The following is a 14,207-nucleotide window of genomic DNA, read 5'->3' on the forward strand; positions in this document are numbered from 1 at the left end:
AAGTAAATTTACCTTCCAAAAGGTAAACCAACGGAAGACTTCCACTATTGAATGATTTAATATCAGGTTCTTTTGACATGTCTTTAAAGGCCACCCTAACAGGGGCGCTTTCTCTTCGGCTATAATTGCTGGAAAAAATTAAAGGTTTCTTTTTCACCTGATCAGCCTTTACGGTATCAATGCTACTTACAAAGCGAAACTGCACCAAATCTAAGCCTTTGGTGATCGGATGGTTTGCCATTTTCCCCGCTTGCACATAAAATGGCCAAGGCAAAGGAACAATTTGCGGTTGATTACCAAACTCACCTGAAACGACCGGGTAATAGCCAAAATTCAAATCCTTAATCAAATCCTTATTGATCCGTACCCCGTAACGAAAAAGCAGGTCATCGATCCCGGAATCAAAAGGCATGGCCACAGTGCCATTCCCTCCTGCTTCTTCAAGATTCATTGTCATTTGATCCATCATGAACAGGATATTGCCCCCATACATGAGAAATTGATCCAACAAATATTTTTCCCTTTCTCCATAGGCTGATTTGGGACCGGCAACAATCAAGACCTCAAATGTCAAAAGATCCGCCACGCTTTTGGCTTGCTCAAAAGGGACTTTATACACTTCGAAATCCTCATTGAGCGCCTCCACCATACCATACCCTTCATCCTCGACCATTTCTCCTTGCCCTATTATTATTCCAATGGCACGCTTATTTACGGTATACAACCTTTTAATGGCCTGTCCAATTTCAAACTCCAAATTTTCAATGGACAAGTTCAAGGTTTCCTCAGGCCCCATACCCAGTTCTCCCTTCAACAGCAAAACCCCGGCTTCTTTGGAAGGAGACCTCAAAACTATCCCCGGAAAAATCAGCTGTGTAGCTTGTGTACCGTTCCTGCTGGAATGGAGATTGGTAGGGTTGATGCCATAATCTGCCAATTTGATTATATACTGTTCACTGCTATCCCCTGCAACAGCTAAAGGATCTACATAATTAATACTAATTTCCTCTCGGCTATAGGATCGAAAAGTCTTCAGGGTTTGTTCAATATTTCTTTGAAATCGCTTCATTCCCGGAGGCAGGTCTCCCATCAGCAAAATATCTACCTCCAAAGGACCGTCCATGTCTTCGAGTATATCCAAGGTGGCCTGCCCGATGCTGTATTTCCCCTCTTCGGTCATATCGAGTCTAAAAGACCACCATTTGTCCAAATTGAGCACTAAAAACCAAATCAATGATATGGCCAGGATCCCGTAAAGTAGAGCACTGTATTTTCTATTCATCTATATTGATCATAACCCAGGAACATACCAAAAAGGTAAGTATCATTCCAATGAAATAATAAATGTTTTCTGAAACTATTACCCCTCTTCCCATTTGTTCATAATGAAAGTCTGCCCCCAGTCCTTGCAACCATAATGCTTGATCTCCTGAGCTCAAGGTGGCCAATGCTCCAACCCCTCCATACAAGAGAAAAGACAAGAAAACGGCAAGCACAAAAGAAACAATTTGATTGGAAGTAATAGAGGAACTGAATAAACCCACAGCAGCAAATAAGGCACCTACCAAAAACAAACCTATATAAGCACCGAAGAATCTGGCACTGTCTATATTGCCTATGGTATCTCCCAACTGCACAATACTGAAATAGTAAACCAAGGTAGGAATTAGAGAAAAAAACAAAAGCACCAAGGCTGCCAAGTATTTGGCCAATACTATCTGGTAATTCTTTAAAGGCGAAGTCTTTAATAACTCCCAAGTTCCGGATTTTTTTTCCTCAGCTACCATCCTCATCGTAATGGCCGGCAGAAGAAAAATAAAAACGAAAGGAGTATAACTAAACAAAGGTTCCAGATCTGCATAACCATAGTCTAAAACACTGGTTCCGGGAAACACCCATACTATCAACCCCAATGAAACCAAGAAAACAGCGGTAATTAGATAGGCAGATAAATTACTAAAAAAAGCATTGACCTCTTTTATAAACAGACTTAGCATACTACTAATTTTGAGTTAAGCTTTGAAAAACTGATTCCAGATTCTTCTCTTCCTGTCGAATGCTTACCAGATTAAGTCCCCTGCTTTGAACCAATTCAATAATCTCAGCTCTTAATTTTTTAGGATCCTTGCAAGTAAAAGCCATTTGTCCGGGCTGTTTTATTTCTACACTACTGTAAGAAAGTCCATCGATCCATTCGGTTTCTAAGCTTTCTTCGGTTTCCAACAAAACGATAGATTTCCCTGCTTTGGCTTTAAGGTTTTGTAGGGCATCTTGGGCTACCACTTTCCCCTTTTTTATAATCACCACTTTGTCGCACAATATCTCCACTTCCTGCATGATATGCGTACTTAACACCAGGGTTTTATCTTGGCTTATGGCTTTAATAAGTTGCCTTATTTCAACCAATTGGTTGGGATCCAATCCGGTAGTAGGTTCATCTAAGATGATAATTTCAGGATCATGCACAAGGCTTTTCGCCAATCCAACCCTTTGCCTATAACCTTTGGATAAATTACCTATTCTTTTGCGCCTTTCATCTGTTAACCCACATTGGTCCATCACCATTTCCACCCTTTCCAGGCGATGTTTTTTTTTCATCTGGTAAAGTCCTCCTATAAATGATAAAAATTCAGAAATATACATTTCATCATACAAGGGATTGTGTTCAGGTAAGTAACCAATCAATTTACTTACTGCTATGGGGTGCTTCTTAACAGAAATCCCATTGACCAAGGCTTCTCCCGCATCGGCCTGTAAATAGCCGGTAATAATTTTCATGGTGGTGGATTTGCCGGCTCCATTGGGTCCCAAAAACCCTAAAACCTGACCGGGGCTTGCTTGAAAGCTGATATCATTGAGCACTTTTTGCTCCCCAAAACTTTTTGAAAGATGATTAATTTCTATGGACATGGTTCAAATGAAAATCAATCCGGAAGTAGAGGCCTTCACTACTGTTCTAGGCTATAATTCTATAATAGGGTAATACATCTTCATATACCCAGCCTTTAGCATCCACTTATCTCCAATAATTATTTACCGAACAACGGGTAATTAAATTTGATTCAGCAATAAAAATGCTTGTAAAAAAGCAGACACCGTTATAAAGATAACGGTGTCTGACTAAAATTCATATATAAGAAGCACAGAAATGAAAGTTTAATTAAAAAACCTAAGTTTCTTTCAAGTCCTGCTTTTAAAGCAACTTGTTGTGTTGACTTTAGCCCAATTTTATGGTTCTAAAGCTTTTACACCCGGTAACACTTTTCCTTCCATCAACTCTAACAATGCGCCTCCACCGGTAGATACAAAGGAAACTTTTTCTCCAAAGCCAAACTTATTCACAGCTGCAGCTGAATCTCCACCACCAATTAGGGTAAAAGAACCATTTTCTGTGGCTGCCACAACTGCTTCTGCGACTGCTTTGGTGCCTTTTTCAAAGCTACTCATTTCAAATACGCCCATAGGACCATTCCAAAGAATTGTTTTTGAGTCTTTTAGAACATTTGCAAATTTCACTCTTGTTTCCGGACCAATATCCAATCCCATCCAACCATCAGGAATTTGCCCTTTTTTGGCTGTACTTTGTTCTGCATCATTTGCAAAGTCTGTGCTGGTAACCGCATCATCAGGGAGAATAAGGTTTACATTCTTTTGCTTGGCCTTTTCTACAAGCTCAAGAGCAAGAGGCATCTTATCTGCTTCAAGCAATGAATCGCCTATGGTTCCACCTTGAGCTTTGGCAAAGGTATAAGACATTCCCCCACCAATAATCAAGTTATCGACCTTGTCTAATAATTTATCTATAAGCAAGATTTTATCGGAAATTTTTGCTCCTCCCATAATGGCTGTAAATGGTCTTTCTGGAGAACCCAAAACCTTATCTGCATTTTCAAGTTCTGCCTGCATCAAATAGCCGGCCACTTTGTCGTTGAAAAACTCAGCAACTATAGCAGTAGAGGCATGTGCTCTGTGTGCCGTACCAAAGGCATCATTTACGTAAATATCTCCGTGCTGTGCTAATTTTCTCGCAAACTCCTTGTCCCCTTTTGTCTCCTCTTTGTGAAACCTTAAGTTTTCCAATAGTAGAACTTCACCAGGCTTAAGACTTGTAGACAACTGAGTTGCTTCTGTGCCAATACAGTCTTTAGCAAATTTTACCGATACTTCCAGTTCTTTGTTCAGCTCAGTGATAATATGCCTAAGGGAAAACTTATCCTCAGGACCTGATTTAGGCCTTCCAAGGTGAGACATAAGCACAACAGATCCTCCATCATTAAGGATTTTTTTGATGGTTGGGACTGCAGATACGATTCTCGTATTGTCTGTAATGGTATGCTGATCATCCAAAGGAACATTAAAATCCACCCTTACAAGTGCTTTTTTTCCACTGAAATCAACGTTATCTACTGTTTTAATTCGATTGTTCATGCTTTGTAGGTTTAAAATATACGTCAAAAATAAACATTTTATTTGGCAGCAGCCCTTCTTAACCGATCATTTATCGCTTTACCCAGATGTATTTCCGGTAATTCCTCAGCTAAAATTATTGTAGCGGGGGTTTCATCTAAGGAACGCATGGCGGAAAACAAGTTCCTTGCGGCTTCGTCATAATCACCTGACTCACTTAACACTACCTGATTGGTTGCTTTTACCTCAGGGAAAAACCTTTTAAAAGAAAGCACCGCTAAATTTTCTTTTTCATGTTGGTATTGCTGCATCAGCTCATCTAAATTCCCCAAAACCATTGGCTTTCTAGGTGCATAGTGGCTTTTTAGCATCCCCGGAGATTGCGGGTTGCTACTTGACTGGGGGAGAATCAATACATTCCCTACCAACTTTTCTATTTCATTTACTGATATTCCTCCAAGCCGGTAAATAATCACCTGACCTTGCTCCATGCCAACAATGGTGCTTTCCAAACCAACATCACAAGTACCTCCATCTAGAATATAGGACAACTTGTCTCCAAGGTGGTTGGCCACATGGCCGGCACTTGTAGGGCTGATATAGCCAAAGGGATTGGCACTGGGAGCAGCCAATGGAAAATCCACCAACTCCAATAAACTACGCGTTATTGGATGATTGGGCACCCTTACGCCCACCTTAGCCAAACCACTAGTGACCAAGTCAGGAATAATGGATTTTTTTGGCAGTAACAGAGTAAGAGGTCCGGGCCAAAAAGCTTCTGCCAAGGCCTTTAACTCATCAGGGATCGATTCAACATAGGCATGCACCTGATCAATGCCCGGCAAATGGACAATTAATGGATCAAATTTTGGCCTATTTTTCGCTTTGAAGATCTGCAATACCGCATTCTCATCCAAGGCATTTCCAGCCAATCCATAAACCGTCTCGGTGGGAATAGCAACCAATTGCCCTTCAGACAATAATGCTGCCGATTTCTCAATGTCTTTACCAATCTCAGCCATTATTCCGCACAAAATTCGTCAATCCAATCTTTTGCTTGCGTGTATCCCAAGGACAAGGCAGTTTGAAGATACTCACAGCCTTTATCTTTGTTACCCAGGGCACTCATTTCCGTTACACCCAAAAGGTAAAAAGCAGCGCCATTTCGCTTATCTATTCTGATCAACTCTTCTAAAGTGGCAATAGCAGTTAAGGGATCATTATTCCCCAGGTGGGCTTTTGCTTTGTTGAATAATACCTGTGGTTGTTCAGGGTTTGCATGCAGCGCCTTGTCAAAATCAATCAAGGCATCTTCATACATTTCAAGCCCCAACAGAGCAAGGCCACGGTTATAATAAATATCTACCTGATTAAAGTCAAGGCCGTTTGCTCGATTATAATCAACCAAAGCCTTTTTATATTCCTCCTTTTCCATGTAAACATTCCCCCTATTAAAAAAAGGTTTATAGTTGTTTTCATCCAATTCAATGGACCGGGAAAAAGAATCAATGGCATCATCCCATTTACCGGTTTGGAAAAATATCACCCCTCTGGCATTCCACGCCGGAGCATGGCTAGTGTCATTTTCCACCAGTCTGTTTAAATGCCCAATTGCTGTGTCAAAATCCTGTTCATCCAAAGCCACTATTCCGGCTTCAAACAGCTCCTCTGAAGAAGGCTGGCAGGAAATCAGGAAAAAGAGAACAATGAAGCTACTCCATATATTTTTATGCATTTCATTAATTTTTTGCAAAGATAAGAATACTTGGTGCACAATCCACTTAAGGTTTGAACAAAAAACAAGTACAAAGAAAAGTCTTACAATAGAATCTCAGATTTACTTGTTTTCTCCAACATCCGCAATACTGAATCATTGAAACCAACCAGTTCTGCCGTCAGGTCAAAGCCTACCCATGCGAGATCCTTGCTCTCCGGGCTTATGATAAGCGGCTCATCCATTTCTGCTTCTATTAAAAACCTTACATCATAATGAAAATGTCTTTCTTCCTTATCATTTGCCGGAATCACATGCCGATCCAAATCAAAAATAGATTTGTCCACCAATCGAATGGATTGCAAACCACTTTCTTCTTGAGCTTCCTTTAAAGCCACTTCCAAAAGGTTTTCATTACCATCTGCATGCCCACCCAATTGGAGCCAACGCTGAAGTTTTCTGTGGAGCGTAAGTAGCGCATGTGTACGTCTTTTATTAACAATCCATGCAGAGGCTGTGAAATGCCCGGCTTTTCTTTCTCTTTTGAAGGCATCAGGATCATTTAAAAGTTCCAAAAACCCGGGTACCATGGCTTTTTCCTCTTCAAAAGGTGTCCTGTAATTTTCAATCAAGCACTTTAGATTTTCTCTGTCCATATACTAATCTGCTTTGAATAATTTATCCATAAACTGGTCAAAAGGTTTGGCATCATGGTATTGCCTGTCGGAATACAATGTTACCAGAACTTTCAGGTAGTCGGGCTTATTGTCTAAATATATCTTTTCTAAGCTTACATTTCCAAATAGCTGATCAATTTTTCCTGAAATGGCCTCCCCGGAAGTCAAAGGCTTAAAGTACAATTTTTCAGTCGTTCTTACTTGATCATTTACATCATCAATTTTACGGTCCATACTTACTTTCCTGTACCCCAGATCCAACATCCTTTGCCCTAAACCAAAAAACAATTTAGAAAAGCTCTCCAATGTAAATGGATCACTGTATATCACAGCAAACCCATTGGCATAGGAAGATTGAAACAGGTGAACTTCCGGCTGTTTATTAACTCCGGCCCGGTTCAAATGGTAATTATCATAGACCATTTTCAAGGTACCTGCCCCTTCTTCCCCTTCCAACCATAAGGACACCTCCTGCTCTTCCTGCTGAGAGCGGGTAAAATTCTCCCTTATGACTGCCCGGTTGCTTTTTCCGGAAAACAGATTTCCTAATAATGAATCTATAAACTTCATTTCAATTTGATTTTACCATTTTTTTCTGTGAAAATCAATCCTTCGTCCTCCAATTCTCTAATTAAACCCACAGAAAAATCATCTACGGTTTCACCGATCTCAGTAAACAACTCCTCTATTGAAAACGCCACTCCGGATGTTAAAGTTTTAAGTATTTGATCTATCAATTTTTTCTTTAAAAGTGCCTTATTATTATCTTTTTTATTTTGTATACAATTGTCGCAAATACCGCAGGTAAAGTCACTTTTCTCTCCAAAATAATTTACAATTTGCCCCGTACGACAAATTTTATTATTTTTTACATATTCTATGATTTCTGCCGCTTTACTAACCGCCTCCTCTCTTCTTTCACTTATTCTCTTTCTGTTCAAAGGTAGCGCTCCTGCATCCAGCCTTGGGGTGACAAAAGTAATTTGCGGCTGATCTTTTCTTCCTGAATAATCTACCAATCCAAGCTCATCCATTCTCTTCATCATTTGCAATACCTCTTTCTCCGAGACTTTCAGCAGTTGTGCAATTTTACTTTCACTTATATGAATATAGTTTACAAAGAGTTCTCCACCATACAGTCGCAACAATAATTTAATCAATGGGTCCAATTTGGCATAGGCTATCTGGGCTTCATACACTTTACTTTGAGAAACCAGAAAATGCAAGGAAGAAGGAAGAAATACACTCTCTGAAAAAAGTAGCAAGGCTTCTTCTTGTAAAACTTTTATGGAGTTGTAGGTGAGTGAAATATCTAAATTATACGAGCTGGTAAAGTCAAGAAAATCAAAATCAAAGCTTACCATGTTGGCACTTCCTACGGCCAGACGATAATAGTTGGCCAAACACTGATAAACTTTTTTTAACATCTCCTCGGGAGGGTAAGCTATTTCTGCCATTTCCTTCAAGGCGATACAGTCTTTTTCTCGAACCAAAAGTACCGCATAAGCCCTGATGCCATCACGACCTGCTCTTCCGGCTTCCTGGTAATAGTTTTCAAGGTTTTCCGGAAGATCTAGGTGTATCACCAACCGTACATCCGCCTTGTCAATCCCCATCCCAAAGGCATTGGTAGCTACCATCACCCGTATATCTCCCCTAATCCAACTTCCCTGCCTATCATTTCTGGTATTTGGATCTAAACCTGCGTGGTAAAAAGTGGCCGAAATCCCTAATTGACTGAGCTGTTGTGCGGCAGCCTTGGTACCTTTCCTACTCCTAATATAGACAATGGCACTACCGGGTACTTTTTGAAGTATTTCTACAGCCTTTTCCAGCTTATTCTCCACCCAGCGAACAGCATAAGATAAATTCTCTCTTCTAAAGGATTTTACAAAAACAGAAGGTGCTTTCAGTTCTAATTTCTCTTTAATATCAGCCCTAACTTTAAGGGTTGCAGATGCGGTAAGGGCCACCATGGGAACCTCGGGGAAATACGCTCTTACTTTGACTATCTCCAGATAAGAAGGTCTAAAATCATAGCCCCATTGGGAAATACAATGGGCTTCATCCACTGCAATAAGGTTAATATTCATTTTTTTGAAGCGCTCTATGAATAGCTCGGTTTTGAGCCTTTCCGGAGAAACATATAAAAATTTATAATCACCATAAACGCAATTGTCCAGGAGGGTATCAATCTCTCTTTTTCTTAGCCCGGAATGAATAGCCATGGCTTTCACACCCCTACTTTTCAATTGATCTACCTGATCTTTCATTAAGGCAATTAGGGGACTAATCACCAAACAAAGTCCCTCTTTCATCAGGGCAGGCACCTGAAAACAAATGGATTTCCCTCCACCTGTCGGCAATAACACCAAAGAATCCTTCCCCTCAGAAATAGCCTTAACTATCTCTCCCTGAAGGGGGCGGAAATCTTGGTACCCAAAGAATTTCTTTAGGATTGCCAGCGCTGAAGTATCTTGATTATCCATAGAGTGGCAATTGAGCTGCTAATCGCATACAATTTTTATCCAAATTACGTTTCATTGGCCCCATTCACAAGGTCTGCTCCTAATTGTTGAAACTTATTTTAATCGCTCCTTTAGAAATAGGATTTTGAGGGGTAGCTTCTTGGTGAGGCCACCATTTTCCATTCTCCCAAAAATACATAGTCAAGCCATGAGATGTTGTTGGCAATAAAGTATTGGCATCCAAAAGCAATTCTTTATTCATCGGGAGAGAAATACCACACAGTCCCTCCTTGACCCAAAAAGCAAGAGGCTTTGCAGCGCCCCCCATTACCTTGACCCTGTGGGGTCGAACATTATAATTTAGTTCGTCAGGATCTACCTCCCATTCTATTGTATAAAGCTGACCTTGGTGGCTGTAATCCATTACCACACCTTTATTAAGCTTGTAGATGACCATATATTCTTCTGAAGCCCTATCTAAACTTAAAATTATCCGATAAAACCCCAATACGAAAACCAAGGCGAATATCGCCACAAGCCGGTGCTTTCTCCTGTCCAAAATCCAGTGATAAAGGCAAAAAAGAAAGGCCCAGTACAAAATCATTTCAGGCAAATGCATAAACAAGTCATCCATGCGAGCAAAAGGAAGTTTCTGCAAACCGAATATACCCAGATTCAGAAATTGAATGGCATAATCCAAAAGCCAACCAAGGACGTTGGCCAAACCGGGAAAGGCTGCAAACAATAAGAATGGAACACCAATGGACATGATGACAAATGCTGCCGGAATAGCTAGCAGATTGGTAAAAATAAAATAGGTAGGGAATACATGGAAATAATGAACCGCAAGAGGGAAAGTGGTCAATTGCGCCGCCAGCCCAACACTGGTGATGTCCCAAAGGTATCTAAGCCCCTTGCTTTTGGGATACCACATTTTTCTAATAAGCGGTTGAAACAATAAGATTCCCAATAAAGCTACATAACTTAACTGAAAACCTACAGCATAAATCAAAAAAGGGTCATAAACTAAGAGCAACAAAGCTGAAAGGGCCAAAGGGTTAAAAATAGAAGGGTTTCTGGAATTCATTTGTGCCAGACAAATAAAAGTAAACATGGTGGCCGACCTAAGTACTGAAGGAGAAAGGCCGGTTAAAATGGCATAAAACCAGATCACCCCGACAATCACAATTAGGTAGCCTGCCCTTTTAAATCCTTCCATTTTTGTGGGCCTAAACAGTAAGAAAAAAAAGCCATACACAATACCTACATGCAAACCTGATACGGCCAAAATATGCATGGCTCCCGCGGTAGCATAAGCTTCGCTCAGCCCCTTATCCAAATCTTGTTTTTGCCCTAATAATAAAGCTGAAGCGATTTGTTTCGCCTGAGAATCCTTGATATGGAACTCGATCTTCTCCTTTAAGTATTGTCGCCAAGCAACGATTACGGAAGACCAAGAGGCTTTTTCCGGCCTAGATACCAGCTTGAATTTCTTCCCTATAAAATGACTGAAATAAATCCCTTTTCTGGCCATGTATTCCGAATAATCAAACATGGACGGGTTGGCAGGAGGAGCAATTAAACGAGGGGCACCTTCTATATAAATCACATCTCCCGGCGCTAAAGTCATGGTACTTTGGTGATAAATTTGAACTTCTCCTTGAGCCGGTAACCATTCATCGCTGGTTTCAACAGCTTGTACCGACAGTCTATTCCCGCGACTATTCGGTTTGATTTGATCTACCTCCTCCACCTTTGCGAGATAACTTTTAATTTCAGAAAAGTGAATCAGGTGATCAGGAATTAAATTCACATCTCTTAATGATGCCACATACATTCCGGAAAAAAGCAAACCGAGGTAGGCCAATGAGGGGAGTAGCACCTTAAAATAAGTCCTTTTCTTTGGGCTGTAGGAAAATGTCAACCCTATATAACCCATTAAACAAGAAAGCAGAATAGCCAAAATTGCTTCACCAAAAAATTGCTTTGTTATTGGGTAGAATAAAACTCCAACAACAAAGAAAATGGTATAGCGAATAAAGGGAAATTCATTGAATTTCATTTTTGGACGGCAAAACACCTAAAACCCTAACGCTTACAAATCTTCTGATGTATTCTCCAGAAGCTCCTGACTGCTTAACTGAAAATTAAGCGGCCAACTTGATGGACAGTTGTCCATGAATCTTTAGATCGAGAGAGACATGTCTCTTTTGTGTAAACTTGTCCAAAGACTTTCGAAATAGAATTTAGTTAACTTTTAGGATAAAATCAACTATCGGAAAAACATCCTGCTTATAGCAACTAATATGAAAATATTAAAAAAGAAAAAGCCCATCAAATCAAGCATAAACAGCCGGATTTGATGGGCTTCTAATTAAGAAGGTATTAAAAGTATTTTTAGAACCTAAAACCAATGGTAAAGCCACCATTGAATTCTACCGGCTCAAAGCGATCGCTTACCTCGTCGTTAAATCCTCTGGCTAAACTTATGTATGGACCCAGCGCAAACTTATCATTGTGTACCCATTTATACCCGGCACCAAATCCAATAATAAAACTATTCATGGAAGTTTCTACAGTTCCAACGTCCTCCAAGACTTCCGTAAAGGACCCTCCCCTGTACTTCAAAAATGGAAACACATAAATTCCTGATGGGTTTGATTCTGTTACAAAGTAATAATTGTAAGACAAGGTGGCACTCGTGGCCTGAAAATCTTTCCCCTCCCCTTGATCAGACACATATGCAAAGCGGTCCATAAATGTCATTCCCAAACCAATAGATTGGTTTTGGTCAAGAAAATGCTCGTAACCAAGTTCCAAGGAGCCATTAATGATTGTATTGAAAATATTTAATTTCAACTCATTCTGAGGAAGACCGGGATTTTCTAGAGATTGTGCCTTCGCCTCAATACCTCCAAAAAACACTACCAACAACAATGCACCTATAAAATTTTTCATAAAAAAAACCTGTTAACTATAATTTAAATACTCTGTTTATTCTCCTATTGGTTTATAATACATAAGGTAATGCGCAATATCACATTCCATAAAGCGCTCCCCTACTTTTTCAAACCCGTGCTTTTCATACAAGCCCAAGGCTGTCACTTGGGCATGCAAATATATTGTTTTATTCTTATTTGAGGGATTTTTCAACACATCTTCCAACACTGCTCTCACCAACATTCCACCTACACCAAGCCCTCTGTAAGCTTTTAATACAGCAAATCTTTCAAGTTTGATGCCAGTTTTGGTAAACCTCCACCGCGCAGTCCCGACGCCCATGTCTCCTTCGACAACAAGAAAATGGGTGGACAAGTTTTCGTAGGAATCATATTCCTCTTCCGGAGCCACATTTTGTTCTTTTACAAAAACCTGTTCACGAATATAAAAAGCCTTTTCCAGTGAACTTTCCTCTGTGATTTTCTTTACTGCTAAGGTCATTTGGAAGGCTTCGTTTCCACTTCATTTTTCTCGTAAGCTTCAATAATGGATTTTACGAGTTTATGTCGTACCACATCGCTTCCTGAAAGGTTGACCACTCCTATTCCTTTTACTCCTTTTAGAATTCGAAGGGATTCTCGTAAACCTGATTTTTGCCGGGTAGGAAGGTCTACCTGGGATTGATCCCCTGTGATGATCACTTTGGAATTAGGCCCCATTCTAGTGAGGAACATTTTGATTTGTTCTGAGGTGGTGTTTTGTGCTTCATCCAGTAAAACGAAGGCATCATGCAAGGTCCGCCCCCTCATATAGGCAAGAGGAGCGATTTCAATCACCCTATTTTCCTGATAAAACCTTAGCTTTTCGGTAGGCACCATATCACTTAAAGCATCATAAATGGGCCTTAGATAAGGGTCTAACTTTTCCTGAAGATCCCCGGGAAGGAAACCAAGGTTTTCACCCGCTTCCACTGCAGGTCTGGTAATGATAATCCTTTTTACCTCCCTATTTTTCAAAGCCCTTACTGCTAAAGCCACGGCTATATAGGTTTTACCGGTACCGGCAGGACCTAAAGCAAAAACAAGGTCATTTTTGTAAGAAGCATCGACAAGTTTTTTCTGGTTAGGGGATTTGGGACGAACGATTACCCCTTTGTTACCATAGAGAATAACTGCATTGATGTTTTCAGATTTCTTTTGAGGGGCACCTTCCAAATCAATGTATTCCTTCACATTCTCCGGAGTAACCAAGCCATAGCGGTTAAAATGCTCCAAAAGCATGTTTAAAATATCATTGATTTTAAGAATTTCCGGCGCTTGCCCTTTGATTCTGATTTCATTGCCCCTAGAAACAATTTTACTCTGGGGAAAAGCGGCGGAAATCTGCCTGATATTTTCGTTTTCCGAGCCCAGGAAATCCAGGAGGGAAACGTTTTCCAATGTAATGACTTTTTCTACCAATATGTTTTCTTCTGTTTACCTAATTCTAAAAACAAATTAAAAATACCTATTTTTGTGCATCCTTAACGCAAAAGTACGAATTTTTAATTGACTTACTTATATGGCTTTGGTAACATTCATTTCAGATTTTGGCAACTCAGACTACTATGTACCAGCAGTCAAGGCCAAAATGCTATCCATCAATCCCCAGTTAACCATTGTTGACATTAGCCATGAAATTGCTTTGTATGACATCGCCCATGCCGCTTTTTTATTGCGGTCTATTTATAACGATTTTCCTAAGGGCACTGTTCACCTTGTTGCATTAAATACTACAAGCAGCATTACAGACGGCTATATCGGCATCAAGCTTAACGAACATATATTTATTGGGCCAAACAATGGGGTATTGAGCATGCTTGCAGATCATGATCCCGGCATTATTGTTAAATTTTCAGACATTCATATAAAAAACAGTTCCTTTCCGGCAAAAGATATTCTAGCACCAATAGCCGCCAAAGTGGCCAGTGGTGCAGCCATTCATGACTTTGGAGGGCCTTTA

General features: G+C 40.2%; 14 protein-coding genes. 1 reads left to right on the plus strand and 13 read right to left on the minus strand.

Annotation, left to right across the window (positions count from 1 at the left end; genetic code table 11):
• The 13 genes from gldG to AAC037_RS06670 all read right to left on the minus strand — a co-directional run.
• Window positions 1–1,282: gliding motility-associated ABC transporter substrate-binding protein GldG (gene gldG, locus AAC037_RS06610; RefSeq protein WP_339902242.1), on the minus strand; the 1,282-nt coding region annotated here is incomplete at its 3' end.
• Window positions 1,275–1,997 (minus strand): gliding motility-associated ABC transporter permease subunit GldF, encoded by a 723-nt coding sequence (gene gldF, locus AAC037_RS06615; protein ID WP_339902243.1) that lies wholly within the window; start codon window positions 1,995–1,997, stop codon window positions 1,275–1,277. The genes gldF and gldG, both read right to left, overlap by 8 nt.
• A gap of 4 nt (window positions 1,998–2,001) precedes the next feature.
• Window positions 2,002–2,910, minus strand: a complete 909-nt coding sequence (gene gldA / locus AAC037_RS06620; RefSeq protein ID WP_339902244.1) for a gliding motility-associated ABC transporter ATP-binding subunit GldA — start codon at window positions 2,908–2,910, stop codon at window positions 2,002–2,004.
• A gap of 318 nt (window positions 2,911–3,228) precedes the next feature.
• Window positions 3,229–4,428 carry a phosphoglycerate kinase gene (locus tag AAC037_RS06625; protein ID WP_339902245.1) on the minus strand — a complete coding sequence of 400 codons (1,200 nt, stop codon included), beginning with the start codon at window positions 4,426–4,428 and terminating at the stop codon, window positions 3,229–3,231.
• 38 nt (window positions 4,429–4,466) lie between these two features.
• Window positions 4,467–5,429, minus strand: coding sequence for an L-threonylcarbamoyladenylate synthase (locus AAC037_RS06630; protein WP_339902246.1), 963 nt, complete (start codon window positions 5,427–5,429; stop codon window positions 4,467–4,469).
• Entirely contained in the window at window positions 5,429–6,142 is a 714-nt protein-coding gene (locus AAC037_RS06635) for a tetratricopeptide repeat protein (RefSeq protein WP_339902247.1), read from the minus strand. Before AAC037_RS06635 ends, AAC037_RS06630 begins: the two co-directional genes overlap by 1 nt.
• Window positions 6,143–6,225: 83 nt before the next feature.
• Entirely contained in the window at window positions 6,226–6,777 is a 552-nt protein-coding gene (locus AAC037_RS06640; protein WP_303611635.1) for an NUDIX hydrolase, read from the minus strand.
• A gap of 3 nt (window positions 6,778–6,780) precedes the next feature.
• The gene (locus tag AAC037_RS06645) at window positions 6,781–7,368 is read right to left on the minus strand and encodes a hypothetical protein (RefSeq protein WP_339902248.1); all 588 of its coding nucleotides are present in this window, start codon (window positions 7,366–7,368) and stop codon (window positions 6,781–6,783) included.
• On the minus strand, window positions 7,365–9,287 hold the full coding sequence (locus AAC037_RS06650; RefSeq protein ID WP_339902249.1) for a RecQ family ATP-dependent DNA helicase: 1,923 nt from the start codon (window positions 9,285–9,287) through the stop codon (window positions 7,365–7,367). Before AAC037_RS06650 ends, AAC037_RS06645 begins: the two co-directional genes overlap by 4 nt.
• 79 nt (window positions 9,288–9,366) lie before the next feature.
• Window positions 9,367–11,328: a ComEC/Rec2 family competence protein gene (locus AAC037_RS06655; RefSeq protein WP_339902250.1), complete on the minus strand. Its 1,962-nt coding sequence runs from the start codon at window positions 11,326–11,328 to the stop codon at window positions 9,367–9,369.
• 335 nt (window positions 11,329–11,663) lie between these two features.
• On the minus strand, window positions 11,664–12,224 hold the full coding sequence (locus AAC037_RS06660) for a DUF3575 domain-containing protein (protein ID WP_339902251.1): 561 nt from the start codon (window positions 12,222–12,224) through the stop codon (window positions 11,664–11,666).
• A gap of 36 nt (window positions 12,225–12,260) precedes the next feature.
• Entirely contained in the window at window positions 12,261–12,707 is a 447-nt protein-coding gene (locus AAC037_RS06665; protein WP_339902252.1) for a GNAT family N-acetyltransferase, read from the minus strand.
• Window positions 12,704–13,666, minus strand: a complete 963-nt coding sequence (locus AAC037_RS06670; protein WP_339902253.1) for a PhoH family protein — start codon at window positions 13,664–13,666, stop codon at window positions 12,704–12,706. The genes AAC037_RS06665 and AAC037_RS06670 overlap by 4 nt, the downstream gene beginning before the upstream one ends.
• A 100-nt stretch (window positions 13,667–13,766) precedes the next feature.
• Between AAC037_RS06670 and AAC037_RS06675 the strand changes: the two genes are divergently transcribed.
• The coding region (locus AAC037_RS06675) for an SAM-dependent chlorinase/fluorinase (RefSeq protein ID WP_339902254.1) at window positions 13,767–14,207 on the plus strand (441 nt) is incomplete at its 3' end.

Origin of the sequence: uncultured Cyclobacterium sp., assembly GCF_963976465.1 — a bacterium.
Taxonomy (GTDB): Bacteria; Bacteroidota; Bacteroidia; order Cytophagales; family Cyclobacteriaceae; genus Cyclobacterium.